Origin of the sequence: Granulicatella adiacens ATCC 49175, from assembly GCF_025150565.1 — a bacterium.
GTDB classification, from domain to species: Bacteria; Bacillota; Bacilli; order Lactobacillales; family Aerococcaceae; genus Granulicatella; species Granulicatella adiacens.
In genome coordinates this window covers 612075-633883 of record NZ_CP102283.1, presented here as the reverse complement: position 1 = coordinate 633883, position 21809 = coordinate 612075, and the positions used below count along the sequence as shown (strand labels likewise).

The window sequence follows — 21809 nt, the reverse complement described above, 5'->3', positions numbered from 1 at the left end:
AACCTCCGAAAACTCAATCCAATTACTGTATCACATTTTGAATATACTGATTTAAATAGTCCGATAAATCGAATATGACTTTTGCTATACTTGCGCCCATCCAAATGGCGATGAGTAAAAAGAGGATTCGTGCTTCTTGTACGCGCCCTTTTTTCAGAATTTTTTCAATTTGAATTCCTTGAAGCGCCCAGTAACTCAGTACGATAAAAGCAATAATTAACGTCATTCTAACCATCAATGTTACCTGAATCATACGTACTCCCCCAGTCATATACTGCCTTTCTATACTACCATATTTGACCATTAAAAAAAAGCAGGAGATATCCTCCTGCCTACCCAATTAGGTAAAAGCATCCTAGTCTAATAAGTGCGGCTAAAATCAGGCTTAAAAATAACGTTTTTTTAGAGTCTTGAATGAATATTGCTAGTAGAGTCATCCCTGAAAACAGAATGGGTAACGAACCTAATACAAGGGGATGAACCCCTCCGATTTCGAAAAATAAAATTGCCTTGATGCAGAACATTAAAAATACAGAAGCCCACATCATCCTCACTAATATTCGTCCTATAAAAACGCGGCTTCGGCTTCGAACTAGTATCAAAAGTCGCATGCTCTCATACTCATTAATAAAATACATCAAAATAAGAACTTCCATTACCATTAAGAAAACACTTAAAAGATGGCCAAAAAGAAAGGTAACGGGTATAAAACTGAAGTGAGCTTCGATATAAAACGACGGTAATGGATGAAACAAATTCCATACTATTAACAAACCAAAAATATAGAGAACCCACTCTCGAATGGGAAATAACTGTTTCATTGAAGAATCAGCTTCCCTTCTTCCATCAAATATTCCTTATCAAACTGTAATTCGGCCAAATTATCATGAGCAGCAATCACAATCGATTTCCCTTCTTCATGAAGCTGTTGAACTAATTGATGAAACTGATCTAGTGATTTTTTATCTAGACCTCGAGTTGGCTCGTCTAATAAAATTAAATTTTGATCCTCCATCACAGCTTGAATAATCCCCATTTTCTGACGCATTCCAACGGAATATTTTTTCACGTGAACTTTACTATCAAAATCTAAATCGAAATTATTCACTAATTCTCTTATTTTCGATTCATTGTAATTTTTATTGATAGAGGCTAAAAATTTAAGATTCGTTTTTAAACTACTTTCTTCCATGAACGCTGGATTCTCAATCAAAGCTCCAATTCGTACATCACTATCTACAACAACTTCACCTCTATCCGGCTCCAAAATATCACAAAAAAGCTTAAATAAAGTAGACTTTCCGCATCCATTAGCTCCTACAATGTGAATAAGCTCTCCTTGTTCAATTTTGAAATCGACCTCTTCTAAAATCACTTGAAACCCAAATTTTTTGGATACATTTTTTAGTTCTAACATGAGTACCTCCCCTTCACACTGGTAATAGATAGAATATCGTAAAATGAGATGTTAATGAAAATAGGATAGAACCAATAATAGCCATATTTCTATTACACCCAATAGAAATCGTATAGATGATTAATCCCGAACAAATTAAATACACGCTTTTTAATAGAGCAAATATCAGCATCTCCTTTGAAAATGCTTGTCCATTCATCATTTGGAATGGTAACACTAAGGAGAATTGAGCAACATAATAACAAACAACTGAAACTAACACTGTTCCCAATTGATAAAACTGATAGTTTTTCTCTCCAACTCTTTGAATGAGAAGGTAACGTATATGATGTCGTCTCCAAATGACAACCCCTAGTAAAACTAATAATACGGTGTCTGAGAAATATGCTGTAAAATGGGAAGACAATAAGTCCAGTATTAAATCACCGAAAATTTGCCCTTTTAAAACAAAAGAGACTCCAGAAACAATCGATAATCCATACACCCATTGTTGTCTTTTTCCAATGAGGAGTTCATCCATTAATACCCCTCCTTCAAATCCATCTTTCTTCTGATAATTAATAGGAGAATCGTCAAAAGACTATAAAATATCGCAGGATATACAAAAACAACCCAGGCTGAATGAGAAATAGTTTCTCCTAATAATGTGTACATTCCTGGTTGAATGAGTGATAAAACACAAATTGAATAGCCGATAATCGGAGAAATTCCACCTATAACCATTGCTGATAAAAGCGATATAATCACTAATAACAATCCACTGCATAAATAAATGATATATCGTTTTAGGAACAATCCAACTGAAAAAACAAATGAATAGAAAATGGCGTATCCTAAGGGAATTATTACTATCGTACAGATTAAATTAATAAAACTATTTGTCGAGAAGTTAATCGTGAAAGACCACGTCAAATAAGAACTACTCTCTTCGAAAATAAATGGTGAGTAAAATAAATGAACTAATATCGCCTGAAGAAACATTTTCACTAAGAAAACAAAATAGATTATGATAAAGTTCGTTTTAAATTGTTTTGATATAAGTGGTGAAAAGAATGTTTTTTTATGTCGTAATCTCACAGATTGTAAATAGTCGCAATGTGTTATCCTTTGTCTGATACATTCATGAGAAAAGAATAGCGGTGGAATCATGAATGCTACAAAACCATATACAGCATCCACTACCTGAATGGAGCTGAATATAATTTCATAAAATAGTGGTATTCCTCCTTCAGCTCCTCCAAAATGTCCCGTAGACAGATGATAATGAATATAGTTTAGAATCATAACGATGGAAAGTATCCAATAGAAAATGATTGAGAACATTGACCATTTATTTTTATAAAATACCATTTTTTTCACCTACTAATAATTATTCTGTATCGTAAGCAGCTGTGAATTGTAGTGTTACTCGACTCCAGCTTGGTTCATAAAATCTTGAAGTAACTTTCGCATAGTAATAATATCCAGGTTTCCCAGAATTATTATCCGCCCATGTAGTTTCTAATTTTTTAAGTTCAACAGTATCTGAACGAATATATTTTCCTGAATTTACAAGAGTAGCAGTGTATCCAAAAGAATTAGGTAGTGAATCTCCCCAAAAACCTGCCCACCTAGATTCATTGTTCTTTACGTTATATTCCTCCGTATATCCGGATTGGCCTAAAGGTGGAACACTGATATATCCGGTTGTCCAACTTTCCGCAGCTATTTTACCTAGCGATAATAAAAAACAAAAAACTACAAAAAGATAGACGATTCGTTTATTTCTTCTTTTCATGATTCTAGCTCTTTATCTTCACAATCTATTTTGTTTACGCTTTCATTATACTCTTCTTATTTATAACCAACAATATAAATTTGTGAAGAAAAATCTCTTTTATTCGTAAAAATTCTATATTTTTGACACTTAAACGAAAAAGAAAATTTATGCTATACTAATACCAAAGTGAGGGGAAAGAATGTTAGAGAGATATAAAACGATTAAAGAAGCTGGGACGAATGAAATCGAGATTAAGGGGTCTCGTTTTATTGCGCATTTTCAGCGAGTAACGAACGAAGAACAAGCGCTCGAATTTATCCAAGCTATCAAAAAAGAACATTGGAAGGCAACGCATAACTGCTCTGCTTTTCTCATTGGGGAAAACGACCAAGTACAGCGCGCGATGGATGACGGTGAGCCTAGCGGAACAGCAGGTGTTCCTATGCTAGAAGTATTGAAGAAAAATGAATTAAAAGACATTGCTGTGGTAGTCACTCGTTACTTTGGCGGTACAAAGCTAGGCGCTGGTGGGCTCGTTCGCGCATATTCTGGGGCTGTAAGTGAGGGCCTGAAAGCCATAGGAGTGGTAGAATGTCGGCTTGAGGCACAACTCTCACTTACTTTCAACTATGCTCATGTAGGAAAAGTGGAATATTATTGCCAAACTCAACAGATTCCAATTGTAGATAAAGTCTTTCTAAACGACGTGCAATTTACTTGTAGCCTGCCCGTTCAAGAAGTGGAACACTTTGAAGCAGAAATCATTGAGCTCCTGCAAAACCAAGTCACTTTTGATAGTCTTGGTACAAAATATACCGAATACGAAATCTAATCAAAAAGACCTATTCATTGAATAGGTCTTTTTGTAAGGTTCTAAAGGGAGTTCAATTTCAAAAAAATTATCGCACTAGTTGATTGACTTAAACAAAGCTTTGATTCTTTGTTTAAGCCGAATCAACTTTGCGTGGGAGCCATAGGAACTCATTGAGAAAGGTTTGAGTTCTGGCCTCTCCTTTGACCTACACTAGAGGAAACGTAAAGAGGGGGCACGGGTTTCCAGACGTTTCCTTAAAAGAGAAGATTATCAATATCGGTTTGCGACAATAGAAGATCCATTTTCGCTAAATTGGAGTAACGATTCATCGTTGGAAGTTCATCCAGTATGACGATATCTGTTCCAAGGCGTTTTAGTAATTGATCAATCATATTCGAAAGTCGCATTGCAAAAGGGCCACTCGTAATAAATCTACGTGGGACTGCCTCCATCATCATGATGATTTCTAAAATATAATTTTGAATGGCTTTAGTATCTAAATCTGTTTCTTGTAAAAAGATGATTTCTCTCTCATCGGCCATCGCCAGCATAAAAGCACCTTTTTTATAGAAGCCCATCGCAGCAATTGGAGAAAGTGTCAATTGAATTTCACAGCTACCTGTAAGAATTCCTTGAATCATCTTTTTAGCTCTCAGAAGTGAAAAATCACTAACAACAATGGGTTCAGGCTTCACTTGGAAAAATGGCTTGAGTTCTTCAATCGAATCGAAACTCATCTCCTTACGAGTGATTCCTAGAGACTTTATTTGTTTTGTTTTTTGGTTATATTCTAAAACAGAGTAAAAATCCTCTTTTTGTTTAAGAACTTTCGCCGCTTTTAGAATTTCTTCCCAGTTTCCTTCTTGAAGTAATACTGTAGTGATTCGCTGTACAAAAGTAATTTCAGACTTTTTTAAATCGGCAAAAAGATCAAATGGTTCATTGAAGCTTGAGATAATTGGTAATTCTCTAGCTCCTTTCACAGGATACCCTTTTTGCTTTAAGTATTCCATTTCGCCTTCATCAAATTCACTTCGCTTTACAAACTGAACTTCGATGCCTTTTCGAAACCAAAATGCTTCTGGTTTTTCTTCTCCAACAACCTCATCCGACATCGAAACAAGTCTTTCAGAAAGTCGATATCGAACAAGTTCCTCTTCGTTCTTAAAGTATAATAAGCGAAAATCTTGTGGTTGATTTTTTTCAATTAGAAAGAAAAACTTAACGGCTCCCGTCTTATTCTGGAAAGCAAAGGCAGCATTTTTGAGTTCTGTTTGCTTTTTTACCTTCTTAAGAAGCAACGGTATCATTTGGTACAATTCTTGACTCATATACACTACCCCTATCTTTCATTTATTCATTTTTATTATACTACCTTTCACATTTTTTTGATAGCGTTTTTAGTTTTTATTTAAAATATTATATATTTGACGTTTTTTAATGATTTATTTCCTTTATAAACTATTAATTCCCACTATCTCATGAATTTATTCGTTTTTTTAACCGCTCAAGTTTCTCTATTTTCAGAAAACTTAATCTTTTCTTAATTATTTAATCGTGATAATTTCTTAATTTGTGTAAAAAAATACCCCCTCAAGCATTGGAAACCCAATCCTTGACGGGGTAAGGAATATTTCTTAACGATCGATTTCTGTTACTTTTCCTGTAGCATTCGAAACTTTAACAGTGACATCATCATTTGCACCTAGATAAATGTCAAATTCCCAAATGACTTCACCATCATCTCTGTCAACACTCCACTCACGGATAGAACCGTTAGGGTATTCTTTTTGAGCGACAGCAGCCATATCATCCACTTGTTTCAATGAAGCTGTGTCAATTTTCTCTTCATTTCTTTCACCTGGATCAGCTGGTACTTCAGCATATTTAGAGAATGATTTTGTAGCTTTATCATAGCGATACGTATATTCTTTTGTATCGTTGATTGCTTCAATTTCATAATACATCCCATTTACAAATTCGATAGTGGTAATGTCTAAATCAGGGAAAGCTTTTTTGAAAGTGTCAATCAATTCTTTCTGCATTGCATTTTGACTTCCCATAGACTGACTAGAATTTGTCGCTGCACTTGAAGTAGTAGCTGTATTAGCTGTACTTGTAGTGGCTGTCACAGTTGTAGCAGGAGCTTGTGTTGTCTGTTGCACTGTTGTTTCAGGAGCAGCAGTCGTAGTTTCTTTTGCTGGTGCAGCTTGATTTGAACAGGCTGCTAATAGGCTTGCGGCTGCAAGACTTAAGATTTTTGTTGTTTTTTTCATTTTTTCACTCCATTCTTAAGTTTCCGCTATTATACACTATTTTGTTAGAACCTCAAAGAAACTTCTATGAATAATCTAAGAAAAAACACCCTATTGAAACCATCAATAGGGTGCTTGAATTCACAGATTATTCATTTGTGTCTTCTTCAGAAGGAGTTGGTTCTCCAACAAGAACTTCTGTTTGTTCCACTGATAATACTGGTTCTGAAGTACTTGTTTCCATATTGCGGTAACGAGCCATACCTGTACCAGCAGGGATGATCTTACCAATGATAACATTTTCCTTCAATCCGAGTAAGTGGTCTTTCTTGCCGCGGATAGAAGCATCTGTCAAGACACGAGTTGTTTCTTGGAATGATGCAGCAGACAAGAAGCTGTTTGTTTCTAATGAAGCTTTTGTAATACCTAATAATACAGGACGAGCTGTCGCAGGTACTTCACCGTTCATGATTGCAGAGCGGTTACGTTCTGTAAAGTCTGCAATATCAAGTAATGTTCCTGGAAGGATTTCTGTTGAACCTGGATCCATTACGCGAACTTTACGTAACATTTGACGAACCATTACCTCAACGTGTTTATCGCCGATTTCTACCCCTTGCATACGGTATACTTTTTGTACTTCACGTAATAAGTAGTTTTCAACGGATAATACGTCACGAACACGTAATAATTCTTTAGGATCGATAGAACCTTCAGTTAATGGAGCACCACGATCGATGATTTGTCCTTCTTCCACTTTTAGACGAGCTGTAAATGGAACTGTGTAAGAACGAGTATCTGTAGAGCCTTTAATCGTAATTTCTTTTGTACGACTTCCAGCATTTTCTTCGATAGAAACGACTTCACCCGCTACTTCACTGATTGTCGCAACCCCTTTAGGATTACGAGCTTCGAAGATTTCTTGGATACGAGGTAAACCTTGAGTAATATCGTCTCCGGCAACCCCACCGGTATGGAACGTACGCATTGTTAACTGTGTACCAGGTTCCCCGATTGATTGAGCGGCAATTGTACCAACTGCTTCCCCAACTTCAACTTCTGAACCTGTAGCTAAGTTACGTCCGTAACAGTATTTACATACACCATGTTTTGTATCACATGTGAAGGCTGAACGAATTGTAATTTCTTCGATTCCAGCTTCAATAATCTTACGAGCAATATCTTCAGTAATGATTTCATTACGTGCTACTAACACTTCACCTGTTTCAGGATGTTTCACTGAACGTTGTGCGTAACGTCCTAACATACGTTCTTCAAGTGTTTCAATGACTTCATTTCCCTCTTTAATCGCAGTAATTGTTAAACCACGATCGCTTCCGCAGTCTGTTTCACGAATGATAACATCTTGCGCAACGTCTACTAAACGACGAGTTAAGTAACCTGAGTCGGCTGTCTTCAAGGCCGTATCGGTCATCCCTTTACGAGCACCGTGAGTAGACAAGAACATTTCCATAACGGTTAAGCCTTCACGGAAGTTTGATGTAACCGGTAATTCCATGATTTTACCGTTAGGAGCGGCCATAAGTCCACGCATACCAGCAAGCTGAGTAAAGTTAGAGATGTTACCACGGGCTCCAGAGTCACTCATCATGAAGATTGGGTTACGAGAACCTAATGTGCGAATTAACGCTTTTTGTATATCATCTTTCGCTTTGTTCCATGTTTCGATAACACGTTCATAACGTTCGTCATCTGTAATTAAACCACGACGGAATAATTTAGAGATGTTGTCGACTTGTTTATGTGCTTCAGAAAGAATTTCTTTCTTGTTATCAGCAACTGAAATATCTGCAATCCCTACTGTTAAACCAGCACGAGTTGAGAATTTATATCCTAAGTCTTTCATACGGTCTAACATCATTGAAGTTTCAGTGATATGGAATCGTTTGAACACTTCTGCGATGATTTGACCTAAGTTTTTCTTCTTAAATGGCGAAACGATATCACGCTTAGCAATTTCTTCTTTGATGTTTGCTCCTGGCTCTAAGAAGTATTTATCTGGTGTAGCTACTTCTAAGTTTTCCATTGTTGGCTCATTTAAGTAAGGGAATTCGTTTGGCATAATTTCGTTGAATAATAATTTACCAACAGTTGTGACCATCATTCTCTCTTTTTGCCAATCCGTAAATGGTTTATGAGCAAGTGAGCTTGCTGGAACTGCAATACGGCTGTGTAAATGTACATAACCATTGTTATAAGCTAATACTGCTTCGTCCATGTCTTTGAAGAACATACCTTCCCCAACACGGCCTTCTTGTTCCATTGTTAAGTAATAGTTCCCTAAAACCATGTCTTGAGATGGAGTAACAACTGGTTTACCATCTTTAGGGTTTAGGATGTTTTGAGCCGCTAACATCAGTAAGCGAGCTTCTGCTTGAGCTTCTTGAGATAGTGGTACGTGAACCGCCATTTGGTCTCCGTCGAAGTCGGCATTGTAGGCTTCACACACTAATGGGTGAAGACGGATTGCACGACCTTCTACTAGAGTTGGTTCAAACGCTTGAATTCCTAGTCTGTGAAGTGTAGGTGCACGGTTCAATAGAACTGGGTGTTCACGAATAACTTCTTCAAGGATTCCCCAAATATCGTCATCTAAACGTTCAATTTTACGTTTAGCGCTCTTAATGTTTCCGGCGATTTCACGTTCAACTAACTCTTTCATTACGAAAGGTTTGAATAATTCAATCGCCATTTCTTTAGGAAGACCACATTGGTACATCTTCAAGTTTGGTCCTACTACGATTACAGAACGTCCAGAGTAGTCTACACGTTTACCAAGAAGGTTTTGACGGAAACGTCCTTGTTTCCCTTTAAGCATGTGGCTTAATGATTTCAATGGACGGTTACCTGGTCCAGTTACAGGACGGCCACGACGACCATTATCGATTAAAGCATCCACCGCTTCTTGTAACATACGTTTTTCGTTTTGAACGATAATACGTGGTGCGTTTAATTCTAATAAACGTTTTAGACGGTTATTACGGTTAATCACACGACGGTATAAATCGTTTAAGTCACTAGTCGCAAAACGTCCACCTTCTAATTGAACCATTGGACGTAAATCTGGTGGGATAACTGGAATAACATCCATTACCATCCAACCAGGTTTGTTTCCTGATTCTTTGAAGGCATCTAGAATATCTAAGCGACGGATTGCACGCGTACGTTTTTGACCTTGAGCTGTTTTCAACTCTTCTTTTAATTCAGCGATTTCAGCCTCTAAGTCAACTTTATTTAATAATTCTTGAACGGCTTCCGCACCCATTGCTGCATGGAAACGAGTTCCAAATTCAGCACGTTTTTCACGGTATTCACGTTCTGTCAATAATTGTTTGTTCATTAATGTTGTGTCGCCAGCGTCAATAACAACGTAGCTTGCAAAATAAATGACTTCTTCCAACGCACGTGGACTCATGTCTAACACAAGTCCCATGCGGCTTGGAATGCCTTTGAAGTACCACACATGTGATACTGGAGCTGCTAATTCGATGTGTCCCATACGTTCACGACGAACTTTTGAGCGTGTAACTTCAACTCCACAACGATCGCAGACTTTGCCTTTATTATTAATTTTCTTTAATTTTCCACAAGAACATTCTAAGTCTTTTGTTGGTCCAAAGATTTTCTCACAGAATAAACCATCGCGTTCTGGTTTTAAAGTACGGTAGTTGATTGTTTCAGGTTTTGTAACTTCCCCATGTGACCATTCACGGATTTTCTCCGGTGACGCCAAACCAATCTGCATACTTTCAAAATTATTTACATCTATCAAGGGGCCTACCTCCCTTTCTTTTGGAATTGCCCTACGATTCCAATAGTTCTATTACTCTTCGTCAATTTCAAAATCATCTTCAACAACGTCTACTTCAACGTCTTCAGATGAAGTTTCTTCTGCTGCTGATAATTCAGCTGCGCGGTCTGAATATTCATCTAATTGCGCACGTCTTTCGTTTGTTCTTTCAACGTCACTGAAACGAATTCCTTCGTCTTCGTCCATATCTTCTAGTTTGATTTCTTCATCCTGTGCATCCAGTACTTTCATATCAAGACCTAAAGCTTGTAATTCTTTTACTAATACGCGGAATGATTCAGGTACACCTGGACGTGAAATTTGTTGACCTTTAACGATTGATTCGTAAGTCTTCACACGACCAACAACGTCATCTGATTTGTACGTTAAGATTTCTTGTAATGTATACGCAGCACCATAAGCTTCCAGTGCCCATACTTCCATTTCCCCGAAACGTTGTCCACCAAATTGCGCTTTACCTCCAAGAGGTTGTTGTGTAACGAGTGAGTATGGTCCAATTGAACGAGCGTGAAGTTTGTCGTCAACCATGTGAGCAAGTTTGATCATGTACATAACCCCTACTGACACACGGTTATCGAATGGTTCCCCTGTACGTCCATCATATAGAATTGTTTTCGCATCACGAGCCATACCCGCTTCTGCAACAGTTCCCCATACGTCTTCATCTTGCGCACCATCGAATACTGGTGTTGCGATGTAAATACCTAATTCACGAGCAGCCATCCCTAAGTGTAACTCTAACACTTGTCCGATGTTCATACGTGAAGGTACCCCTAATGGGTTTAACATGATGTCAACTGGTGTTCCATCTGGTAAGAATGGCATATCTTCTTCCGGCATAATACGGGAAACAACCCCTTTATTACCGTGACGTCCGGCCATCTTATCCCCTTCATTGATTTTACGTTTTTGTACAATATATACACGAACTAATTTGTTTACGCCAGGTGCTAATTCATCACCTGCTGCACGTGTGAATACACGTACATCACGGACAATACCGCCACCGCCGTGAGGTACACGTAGAGATGTGTCACGAACTTCACGAGCTTTTTCACCGAAGATTGCGTGTAATAAACGTTCCTCTGGTGATTGTTCTGTTAACCCTTTAGGAGTTACTTTACCAACTAAGATGTCACCATCTTTAACTTCGGCACCGATACGAATAATTCCGTCTGCGTCTAGGTTCTTCAATGCGTCTTCCCCAACGTTTGGAATCTCACGAGTAATTTCTTCAGGTCCAAGTTTTGTATCACGAGCTTCTGAATCGTAGTCATCGATGTGGATTGAAGTATACACATCGTCTTTAACTAGACGTTCACTCATGATAACCGCATCCTCGTAGTTGTAACCTTCCCAAGTCATGAACGCTACTAGAACGTTTTGTCCTAATGCTAATTCACCTTTTTCCATAGAAGGTCCATCTGCTAGGATTTCGCCTTTAACGACTTTATCCCCTTGTGCCACGATTGGACGTTGGTTGTAACACATACCCGCGTTTGATCCGTGGAACTTAGTGATGTGGTAAGTATCTAATGAGCCATCAGCTGTACGTACACGTACTTCTTTAGCATCAACGAATTCGACTACACCATCACGTTTACATAACAAGGCAACCCCTGAGTCATGTGCAGATACGTATTCCATACCTGTACCGATGAATGGTGCTTTTGGATTTAACAATGGAACAGCTTGACGTTGCATGTTCGCACCCATCAACGCACGGTTTGAGTCGTCGTTTTCTAAGAACGGGATACATGCTGTCGCAACTGCAACTACTTGTTTTGGAGAAACGTCCATATAGTCAACGCGTTCTACTGGCACTTCTAAGTTTTCAGATACGTAACGCGCCATAACAACATCATTCACGAAGCTTCCATCTTCATTTAATGGAGAGTTTGCTTGCGCTACTACGAAGCTATCTTCTTCGTCAGCTGTTAAGTAGTCAATTTTATCTGTAACTTTATGAGTGTTCCAGTCTACACGACGGTATGGAGTTTCGATGAAACCATATTTATTGATCTTCGCATAGGTTGATAAGCTGTTGATCAACCCGATGTTTGGTCCTTCAGGAGTTTCGATAGGACACATACGACCATAGTGAGAATAGTGAACGTCACGAACTTCATATCCAGCACGGTCACGAGTCAAACCACCAGGTCCTAACGCTGATAGACGGCGTTTGTGTGTTAACTCTCCTAATGGGTTTGTTTGGTCCATGAATTGTGACAATTGAGAAGATCCGAAGAACTCTTTAATTGCCGCAACGACTGGACGGATATTGACTAATTGTTGTGGTGTCACTGTCGCAGTGTCTTGAATTGACATACGTTCGCGAACCACACGTTCCATACGAGATAAACCAATACGGAATTGGTTTTGTAATAATTCCCCTACTGAACGGATACGACGGTTTCCTAAGTGGTCGATGTCGTCTGTTGTTCCGATTCCTTCGTAAAGGTTTAAGAAGTAGCTGATTGTAGCGATAATGTCGCTTGCAGTCACGTGTTTCACGTCTTCCGTCACGTTTCCGTTACCGATGACTTTAATCACGCGTTCTGGGTCAGCTGGTGAATAAACTTCTACTGTTTGGATTATTACTGGCTCTTTAATAACACCGTCTTCTGATGGATGTAAAGTGAATAGGTTCGCACCTTTTTCAAGGACTTCTACCACTTTTTCCATTACATCACGTTCAAGAACCGTTCCTTTTTCAACAACGATTTCTCCTGTTTCAGGATCTACTAAGTTCTCAGCAATTGTTTGGTGTAATAAACGATTTTTTAGGTTTAATTTTTTATTGACTTTGTAGCGTCCAACTGCTGCTAAATCATAGCGGCGTGGGTCAAAGAAACGAGCTGTTAATAAGTTACGCGAACTTTCAGCTGTTTTTGGTTCACCTGGACGTAGACGGTCATAAATGTCTTTTAGGGCTTCTTCTGTACGAGATTCATCCATACGTTTATGAACATCTTTATCTAGAGTTAAACGTAATGTTTCGCTATCTCCGAAGATTTCTTGGATAAGCTCATCTGAACCGAAACCTAACGCACGAACTAATACCGTTAATGGAATTTTACGAGTACGGTCGATACGCACATAAGAAATGTCTTTTGAGTCTGTTTCATACTCTAACCATGCACCACGGTTTGGAATTAATGTTGAACCATATAATTGCTTACCGTTTTTGTCAGGTCTGTCATGGAAATAAGCACCTGGTGAACGAACTAATTGAGATACAATTACACGTTCAGCACCATTAATGATAAATGTACCCATCTCTGTCATTAATGGGAAGTCACCAAAGAATACTTCTTGGTCTTTCACTTCACCAGTTTCTTTGTTCACTAAACGCATTTTTACGTAAATTGGAGCCGCGTAATTTGCGTCGTGATTTCTAGCTTCTTGTAAATTATATTTTGGAGCATGTAATTCATAATCTAAGAACTCCAATGATAAATTACCTGTATGGTCTTCAATAGGCGAAATATCCTTGAACATTTCACGGATTCCTTCATCCAAGAACCATTGGTAAGAATCTGTTTGGATTTCAATCAGATTAGGTAATTCTAATACTTCACTGATTCGTGCATAACTTCTACGCACACGGTGTCTACCGTATTTCACATCATGATGTGCCAACTCTTCCACCCCTAATAATTAGTATTGATAAATGTTACAATATGATGACATTTATTAAAAGTTCGTAACAAATGAAGATTTCGGTCGATTTTTAAACAAAAAAAAACCAAAAGAATTGTTTGCGGTCATTTGTGAAAAATGCAAATTCTTTTGTTTTAAGCCTTTATTTGTAAGGAATTGGACAATATTTCAACCCTCACACCGATTAAAATCCACACTTATTGCGTTATATTATTATACACAAAATCCCAAGCACCGTCAAGGTTGACGACACTTGGGAAAGTTAGATTTTATCTGGTTTTTTCGGACTAATATGTGCCCTCTTCAACCGATTGATTCTTCACGATTTTCACAATCCGGCTTGTTCCAAGACGACTTGCTCCTAATTCGATGAATTTTTCGGCATCTTCAATGCTAGAAATCCCGCCAGCGGCCTTTACAAGAACACCTTCTCCAACGTGTTTCTTCATTAGCGCCACATGTTCAAATGTCGCACCCGCAGTTGAGAATCCTGTTGAAGTCTTAATGAATTCCGCACCCGCTTTTGTTACGGCTTCGCACATCTTGATGATTTCGTCTTCTGTAAGAAGTGCTGTTTCGATAATCACTTTTAAGATATGACCGCCACATGCTTCATGAATTTGACGAATTTCATCTTCTACAGCATCAAAGCGTCCATCTTTCACGTCACCAATATTAATGACCATGTCGATTTCGCTAGCTCCATTTTGGATAGCATCTTTTGTCTCGAAGACTTTGGTTGCTGTTGTGCTATAGCCGTTCGGGAATCCGATAACGGTACAGATAGCTAATTTTCCATTCACATATTCGCTCGCACGTTTGACAAAAGAAGCTGGAATACATGCTGAAGCAGTTTCGTATTTCATCGCATCATCTAAAATCTCTTTGATTTCACTCCAAGTAGATGCGGGCAATAGTAATGTATGGTCAACTGTTTTCAATATTTCTTTGATTTCCATATAATCCCTCTTTCATATTTTGCACGGTCTTCTTTAATTAAATTACGAAGTGCTTCAACCGCGACTTTAATGGCTGCTTCTGTATCATGTACGATTGGATTTGATAACCCTGATGCTTCCCGTTCTTGGTTCCCCACTACTAAGAAAGTAGATCCAACGCGAACGCCTAAGTGGCTCGCCACAACGAATAACGCTGCTGATTCCATTTCAGAAGCCTTCACGCCAAGACGCTTCCAAGCTTCCCACTTGTTTTGCAAGTCAAAGCTGACCGGCATCACTTGTGGTTCGTGTTGTCCGTAGAATGAATCTTTACATTGCACAACCCCTGCATGTGTTGTGTATCCTAAGCCTTTACCCGCATTAATTAGCGCTGTTACGACATCATAATTTGCAATAGCTGGGAATTCAATTGGCGCGTACTCACGTGTTGTTCCTTCTGTACGAATTGCACCTGTCGCAATCACGATATCGCCACCTTTAACGTCTATATCAATTCCGCCACATGTTCCAACACGGACAAAAGTATCGGCACCACTTCGTACTAATTCTTCAAGCGCAATTGCAGCTGACGGTCCACCGATTCCTGTTGACGTCACACTTACTTTTTCTCCGTCTAAGTATCCTGTATATGTAACATATTCACGGTTGTCCGCTACTAACTGCGCATTTTCAAAGTGTTCCGCAATTTTAGCACAGCGTTTCGGATCCCCTGGCAAAATCACATAGCGACCTACATCCCCTTTACGTGTATGGATATGATATTGTAATCCCTCTTCTGAATATTTCATGAATACCTTCCTTCCCTGCACCATTTGTGCCTCAATATTCCCCTAGCAAACTAGGAAGGGGCCATGGTTTTTCCATAGCCCCAGATAGGAGGATGATGACAAATCTTCATCAAATAATTATGCCTATAGATGCCTTTTGCAAGTATAGTTGAAAGGATTAAATAATTGGATATACAGTTACCATAATTATCTCTATTTGCCTCTTCATCCCTCTACACTCATGAATATTTTACCAAAATTACCATCTTTTTGCAAACGGTTCATTTTTGATTTTGGATACGAAATTTTTATTTTTTTATCAGCTAATAGCTCGTCTATGAACTCCCAAATGCAAGCCTCCATCTGACTTTCTGGATTTGAGACCGGGCGCAAGAATGGTCGCAAGATTTCTTTCACTCTTTCAATAAAACCCATCATTTCGACATCTCCACCAAAAGCCATTTGTTCCAACAATATCCACGCATATCCCTTCCACACAAGATTAGGCACCTTAAACGTCTCCGTATAAATCGGGAACGTTAAGAAAGAATCGGGAAGTTCTTCTATGGTTTGACGGCATCGGTATAACTTTACGAGAAATGCCCTCGTGAGTGGAGACGCTAATTTCTTAAAAAGCATTGTGTCCCTTGACGTCCATTTCATCTCTCTATTCGGTTTTAAGTGTGCTTTTACAGGAACAGAATCTTCGACAAGCTTCTTCCACTTTTTCCATGAGAACGATAAGAGCGGTACCCGTACTATTTGATAAGTCATTTGCTGAGATCGAGGTTTTATCTTAATTCGCGTATGAAAAATCATCTCCCCCTTCACAAAGAAAATTAAATAATTCCCTAATTGCGGGTGATATTTCATTAGAAAGCTAAAGGTATCTGTCAATTTATGCTGACTCTCATAATTCTCCCCTAAAATCCACTGAACTGACATTCCAATTTCATTTAAATGTTTCGTCCGCTCTACGATATCCTCAGGAGAAATTACGCTACATTGATACTCAATGCACCAAGCATTCTTGCCTTCTGTAACGACGATATCTGGAATCTGTTCAATAGACGACACATACGGCTCTAACTCAGCATGAAAGCCATGACTCTTCAAACTCTCTAGTAGTAGGTGTTTTCCTTCTTGATGTGCCTGAGTTTCCTCCTGCCTGTGTTTCTTTGGAATATGCGCAAAGAACACGACTCCATTTCTAGAAATCTTCTTTGTTACCTCTTCTCCGCATTCCGGGCAAAAATAGGCTTCATCTTCTTTAATTTGTGTGGCATGAATCAACTCTCCTGTTTTGGTTCTAACGATATTCATATCTATCACCTCAACAACAGATACGAAAAAACCTCTCTAAGAGACTTAGAGAGGTTTCACTCATTAGATTAAGTTTGCGTCTTTGAGAAGTTCTTCAATCATCGTACCTTTAATTTTCTTAGCAGCACGTTTTTCAAATAATTTCACTAAGAATGGCACTTTTACATCAGCTAATTTCTTACCATCCATCAAGCGGCTTGTTGATTTTGTAAGAACTCGTAAATCGTAAGCTGAAGCGAACACTTCTGGTACCCCACGATCGACATCAAGCAATGTATACACTGCTTCCATCGCTGTACGAACAGAATATTCTGTTGTGAACACTGTATCGCGAGGAGTTTCAGCGAAGTTACCAATGAAGGCAATATTTTTAGAGCCATTTGGAACAACGAGCGGACGGTCGCCATCTTTACGAGCCATGAAGTAGCTTGTGATATAAGGCATGTAGCAAGGCACTGTGTTGCATCCTTCGCTAGCAAATTCATGAATTAATTCTTCTGGGACACCCATGTGATATAACCATTCTTCGGCAATTTCAATCCCTGTACATTCTTCGATTGGTTTTTCCACATAGTTTCCTTTGATTCCTGAATATAAACCATAAATCCAAACGACTAATTCATCTTTACTTTGTGCTTTAAAGTGTGGTTGACGGTTTAATGTGTAGCTCATCATCCAGTTTGAGTCACGAACGGTTACGATTCCTCCTGTCACCACTTTTCCAGCATAAGGATCACGTTTTGAGATTTTTTGAATATACTGCGCGATTCGTTTGTCTTTTACAGTTGTTGTAGCTGAAACGAACCAGCTTTGGTCTGGCAAGTTTTCACAGAATACTTCAGGATGTCCGAAGCGTTCATCTTGTTTCGCTAAGTTTTTCCATAAGCTCCATGCTCCGCCTAATTCTTTTGAGATTGGTGCTGGAGTATTGTTATCCCCATATGTTGTCGCAGCAGTAATACTACCATTTGTCACAAATACTAAGTCGTTTTCTGTTAAATTACGTGTTTCTAAAACGCCACCTACTTCTAACACAAGTTCTTTGGCAATCATGTCACTTCCATCATGTTCAACAATCACATTTTTAACAACTGTATCGTATTCGAATTGAACATTGTGTTTTTTCAAATAGTTCACGAGCGGTAAAACAAGTGATTCATATTGGTTGTATTTCGTAAATTTCAATGCAGATAAGTCAGGTAGACCGTCGATATGGTGAATGAAACGTAAAATGTAACGGCGCATTTCAATGGCTGAATGCCATTTTTCAAAAGCAAACATACTAGCCCAATAAGTCCAGAAGTTTGATTCGAAGAACTCTTCGCTGAATACATCGGTAATTTTTAACCCTTGCAATTCAGATTCAGACATCAAATATAATTTCACCATTTCTTCACTTGACTTATCGCTTAATGTGAATTGTCCATCATCTGGAATGCGTTGCCCTTTATTTTCAATCACACGACATTTAGAATAGTTAGGGTCCTCTTTATTAAGCCAGTAGAACTCATCTAGTACTGAGGCATCTTCGACTTCTAGTGAGGGAATAGATCTGAATAAATCCCATAAACATTCGAAGTGGTCTTCCATTTCACGTCCCCCACGAATAATGAATCCGCGCGTTGGATTTAAGATTCCGTCCAAGCTTCCTCCTGCAAGTGGAAGTTCTTCTAAAATATGAATGTTTTCTCCTTTCATTTGGCCATCTCTGACTAAGAAAGCAGCGGCTGATAAAGATGCAAGTCCTGAACCAACTAAGTAAGCTGATTTTTGGTCAACTCCTTGTGGTTTTTTAGGGCGGGCAAATGCTTCGTAATTTCCGTTTGAATGATACATAGTAATTCCTCCTAGTTCCTGAAAATCAGGTTTTATTCTTTACATGCATTACTCTACTCCCGTTTTATCAAAAGTACCATAGACAAAAAAATCCCAATGTCCAAAGTTTGGACATTGAGATAAAATTGTAAAGTAATTTATTAAGAAACGCGAGCCACAATCGTTCCAATCATGACCTGCTCGATTTTTTCAACAAGTTCTTTAGCCGTACCAGGCATTTGACGGCTAATCCAATCAAGCCCTACCCCAACAAGTGCATACGTATAAAACTCAATCGAGAATTGTACTTGCTCTGCTTCTTCGCCACTGACATTAATTTCATTAAAAATCAAATCCGTCAAGAACCGTTCAACTTCACGTTGCAAGAGCCGCTCGACATTTTCTTTACTAACAGAGCGATACGTGTTAAGAACAAAGTTGCGATTATCATCCATATATTGAAACAGTGCCTCCAGGGCATCTTGCCAATTCTCATAAGAAATATTTTCTCCAAGCGTAATATGCGCCTCATTTAAATAAATCCATTCTACTAATTCATAAATATCATGAAAATGATTATAAAACGTTTGACGACTAATACCGCACTTCTTCGTTAAATCTTGTACTGTAATTTTCGTCAATGGCCGTTCATTCATTAGTTCTTTTAGCGTATTGGCTAACATCTTTTTCACAACAAGTGTCATTTGTATCCCTCTGTTTCATGAAGAAAAGAGCGGGTTTCCCCACTCTTTATTTTTCTAAATTCTTTTCTTGTACGATATCCCATGAGAAGCCTAAAGCCCCTTCACCAAGGTGAGTTCCAACAACTGGACCAAAATAGGCCAATGATGTTCGTAATTTAGGATATTGTTCTTGCATTTTTTGTCTCCACGCTTCACCAGCTTCTGGAGCATTTGCATGAATAATGACTAATTCATAGCCATCTCCGTCTGTTGTTCCTGTTTCATCTGCAAATAATTGTTCGATACGTTTCATCGCTTTTTGTTGCGTGCGAATCTTTTCAAATGGAACAATTTTTTTATCGACAAATGTCAAGATTGGCTTAATTTTCAACATAGAACCCACTAATGCAGCCCCTGCAGATAAACGTCCACCGCGTTGTAAATTGCTTAAATCATCAACGATAAAGTAGGCTGTCGTACGATCAACTAATCGTTGAACAGTTTCTACAATTTCTGAAGGAGAATACTCTCCAGATTTTGCCATTACCGCTGCTAATTTTACAGCTCTTGCTTGAGGTGCACAACTAATCCCTGAATCAATTGGATAAATCGGCACTTCATCTTTCATGTCATCGGCCACAGCCACACAAGTTTGATAAGTCCCACTAATTCCGCTAGAAATAGTAATAGGAATAATAGCATCATAATCTTTTGCAAGTTCGCGGAATAATTCGTAAGTTTCTCCTACTGGTGGTTGTGTACTCGTTGGAAAGATTGAAGAAGATTTTACTTTTGCATAAAATTCTTCAGATGAAATATCTATATCTTCACGATACGTCTCTTGTCCAAAAATAACAGACAACGGCATCACATATACATTTAGCTCGGCTAATTCTTCTTTCGTTAAATAAGCTGTACTATCTGTAACGACAGCAATTTTCATCTATCCAACTCCTTTCACATTTGAAATTAAGTGAACTTTAAAGTCAAAAAAACTTCAAAACTCCTACACCCAAGTATAACAAAAAATAAATACCTGCGCAATGAATGGTAAGTTTTCTAAAAGAAGCTTAACAATACTTGCTCATCCATCAAATTGCAGTATAATAGAAGACATAGTAATTTTTTTGGAGGTATTATGGAACAAAGATCAACGCAACATCAATTAGATAAACAAAAGAAAAACGACTGGTTTTTACGATTCTTCAAAGGAATGTTCATCGGTTCAGGATTTATCCTCCCTGGTGTCAGCGGTGGTGCACTTGCGGCCATCTTTGGACTTTATGAACGCATGATTGCTTTCCTCGCAAACGTGACAAAAGACTTCAAGAAGAACGTATTATTCTTCTTACCAGTCGGAATCGGTGCTCTTGCAGGTATCGTTATCTTATCATTTGGCGTAAGTTACTTACTTGGAAACTTTGAAACAATCATCCTGTGGTTCTTTATCGGATGTATCGTAGGAACAATCCCTGCTCTTTGGAAAGAAGCTGGAAAAGAAGGTCGCTCAACACGCGATATTATCATTCTGATTGCTTCATTTGTCGGTGGATGCTTACTCCTTTACTTAGGTGAAAATGCAATTGGCGGTAGCGTTGAAGCTAACTTCTTCACTTGGATGATTGCCGGTGGATTAATCGCTCTTGGAATTATCGTTCCTGGACTTAGCCCATCAAACTTCATCGTATATATGGGGATGTACAAACAAATGTCAGATGGTTTCAAAACATTAGATATGAGTGTGATTCTTCCAATCGCATTAGGTGGACTTGTAACATTAGCTCTCTTCTCAAAACTTGTACACTACATCTTTAAGAAAGCTTATCCACAATTATTCCACTTCATTTTCGGAATCGTGCTTGCTTCAACTGTAATGATCATCCCAACAAACTACGCTGGATTTGACATCGTTCAATACCTTGCCTGCGTTGTTATGTTAGGATTTGGAACATGGTTAGGTGCATTTATGGCGAAACTTGAAGACACTTATAAATAACATTTCAAACAGCTTTGCTTCTCGCAAGGCTGTTTTTTTATGCCTCAAATTAACCGTTCTGTTAATTTCCTCTTCTACTTCAAAAAGCAAAATGTAACATATAAGTTACGTAACTTATATGTTACATTTTGCTTTTTTATTAATCATCTTGCACTTTGTCACGAATAGAACTTACAACCTCTCTACTTGAGTAGAATTTTCAACCCAATAGGCGATTATGGTATTGCACCAGAAAACTAAAAAGAGAATTCGCTTATCAGACATTTATTGAAACCATAGCGGGGAAGCATATCGAATGCGAATTAAAAGCCGTTATGGATTTATCCATTACGGCTTGTTTGACGCTTCGAAGGAGAAAGACTTCAAGACTTTCTCTGGTATCCCACTATTTTGTTTCAATAAACAATGACTGATAATAAGAATGCTCTTTCCTCATAAAATGCACAAACCTCATCCCTTCTCCTTTGTTCCTTTATCGAGAATGGAACTTTATAAACTCTCTCCTCGAGTAGAGTTTTGCACCAAG

General features: G+C 38.4%; 16 protein-coding genes and 1 pseudogene. 2 read left to right on the top strand and 15 right to left on the bottom strand.

Translation table 11 applies throughout. The annotated features are described in order from the left end of the window. Nucleotides 1–22: 22 nt before the first annotated feature. The 5 genes from NQ540_RS03305 to NQ540_RS03285 form a co-directional block, all read right to left on the bottom strand. The gene (locus NQ540_RS03305; protein WP_049555919.1) at nt 23–253 is read right to left on the bottom strand and encodes a DUF1146 family protein; all 231 of its coding nucleotides are present in this window, start codon (nt 251–253) and stop codon (nt 23–25) included. Nucleotides 254–332: 79 nt separating this feature from the next. Next, entirely contained in the window at nt 333–821 is a 489-nt protein-coding gene (locus NQ540_RS03300) for a hypothetical protein (RefSeq protein WP_005604977.1), read from the bottom strand. Beyond that, on the bottom strand, nt 818–1417 hold the full coding sequence (locus tag NQ540_RS03295) for an ATP-binding cassette domain-containing protein (RefSeq protein WP_005604976.1): 600 nt from the start codon (nt 1415–1417) through the stop codon (nt 818–820). Before NQ540_RS03295 ends, NQ540_RS03300 begins: the two co-directional genes overlap by 4 nt. A gap of 13 nt (nt 1418–1430) precedes the next feature. Further along, the gene (locus NQ540_RS03290; protein WP_005604974.1) at nt 1431–1937 is read right to left on the bottom strand and encodes a hypothetical protein; all 507 of its coding nucleotides are present in this window, start codon (nt 1935–1937) and stop codon (nt 1431–1433) included. An 849-nt stretch (nt 1938–2786) separates the two neighbouring features. Continuing rightward, complete coding sequence (locus NQ540_RS03285; RefSeq protein ID WP_005604970.1) at nt 2787–3194, bottom strand: hypothetical protein; 408 nt, start codon at nt 3192–3194, stop codon at nt 2787–2789. Nucleotides 3195–3375: 181 nt separating this feature from the next. Here NQ540_RS03285 and NQ540_RS03280 point away from each other — a divergent pair, with 181 nt between their 5' ends. Next, nucleotides 3376–4008 carry a YigZ family protein gene (locus NQ540_RS03280; RefSeq protein ID WP_005604968.1) on the top strand — a complete coding sequence of 211 codons (633 nt, stop codon included), beginning with the start codon at nt 3376–3378 and terminating at the stop codon, nt 4006–4008. Nucleotides 4009–4244: 236 nt separating this feature from the next. Here NQ540_RS03280 and NQ540_RS03275 read toward each other — a convergent pair whose 3' ends face one another. The 10 genes and pseudogenes from NQ540_RS03275 to NQ540_RS03230 all read right to left on the bottom strand — a co-directional run bounded on the left by NQ540_RS03275 (nt 4245) and on the right by NQ540_RS03230 (nt 20230). After that, nucleotides 4245–5321: a hypothetical protein gene (locus NQ540_RS03275; RefSeq protein ID WP_005604967.1), complete on the bottom strand. Its 1077-nt coding sequence runs from the start codon at nt 5319–5321 to the stop codon at nt 4245–4247. Nucleotides 5322–5627: 306 nt separating this feature from the next. Continuing rightward, entirely contained in the window at nt 5628–6266 is a 639-nt protein-coding gene (locus tag NQ540_RS03270; protein ID WP_005604965.1) for a PepSY domain-containing protein, read from the bottom strand. Nucleotides 6267–6393: 127 nt separating this feature from the next. Beyond that, a complete protein-coding gene (gene rpoC, locus NQ540_RS03265; protein WP_039848725.1) occupies nt 6394–10038 on the bottom strand; it encodes a DNA-directed RNA polymerase subunit beta' in 3645 nt (1214 codons plus the stop codon). Between the two features lie 215 nt (nt 10039–10253). Further along, nucleotides 10254–13728: pseudogene (gene rpoB, locus NQ540_RS03260) on the bottom strand (DNA-directed RNA polymerase subunit beta); the annotation flags it as partial. A gap of 299 nt (nt 13729–14027) precedes the next feature. Next, nucleotides 14028–14699, bottom strand: a complete 672-nt coding sequence (gene deoC, locus NQ540_RS03255) for a deoxyribose-phosphate aldolase (protein ID WP_005604959.1) — start codon at nt 14697–14699, stop codon at nt 14028–14030. Continuing rightward, nucleotides 14678–15487 (bottom strand): uridine phosphorylase, encoded by an 810-nt coding sequence (gene udp, locus NQ540_RS03250; protein WP_050755078.1) that lies wholly within the window; start codon nt 15485–15487, stop codon nt 14678–14680. Before udp ends, deoC begins: the two co-directional genes overlap by 22 nt. Nucleotides 15488–15691: 204 nt before the next feature. Next, nucleotides 15692–16789: a competence protein CoiA gene (locus NQ540_RS03245; protein WP_005604956.1), complete on the bottom strand. Its 1098-nt coding sequence runs from the start codon at nt 16787–16789 to the stop codon at nt 15692–15694. 63 nt (nt 16790–16852) lie between these two features. Beyond that, a complete protein-coding gene (locus NQ540_RS03240) occupies nt 16853–18625 on the bottom strand; it encodes an oleate hydratase (protein WP_005604954.1) in 1773 nt (590 codons plus the stop codon). A 140-nt stretch (nt 18626–18765) separates the two neighbouring features. Continuing rightward, on the bottom strand, nt 18766–19308 hold the full coding sequence (locus tag NQ540_RS03235) for a TetR/AcrR family transcriptional regulator C-terminal domain-containing protein (protein ID WP_005604952.1): 543 nt from the start codon (nt 19306–19308) through the stop codon (nt 18766–18768). A 46-nt stretch (nt 19309–19354) separates the two neighbouring features. Next, entirely contained in the window at nt 19355–20230 is an 876-nt protein-coding gene (locus NQ540_RS03230) for a DegV family protein (protein WP_005604950.1), read from the bottom strand. 195 nt (nt 20231–20425) lie between these two features. On the opposite strand from NQ540_RS03230, the gene NQ540_RS03225 reads away from it, so the two are divergent. Further along, nucleotides 20426–21283: a DUF368 domain-containing protein gene (locus NQ540_RS03225; protein WP_005604949.1), complete on the top strand. Its 858-nt coding sequence runs from the start codon at nt 20426–20428 to the stop codon at nt 21281–21283. Nucleotides 21284–21809: the final 526 nt, after the last annotated feature.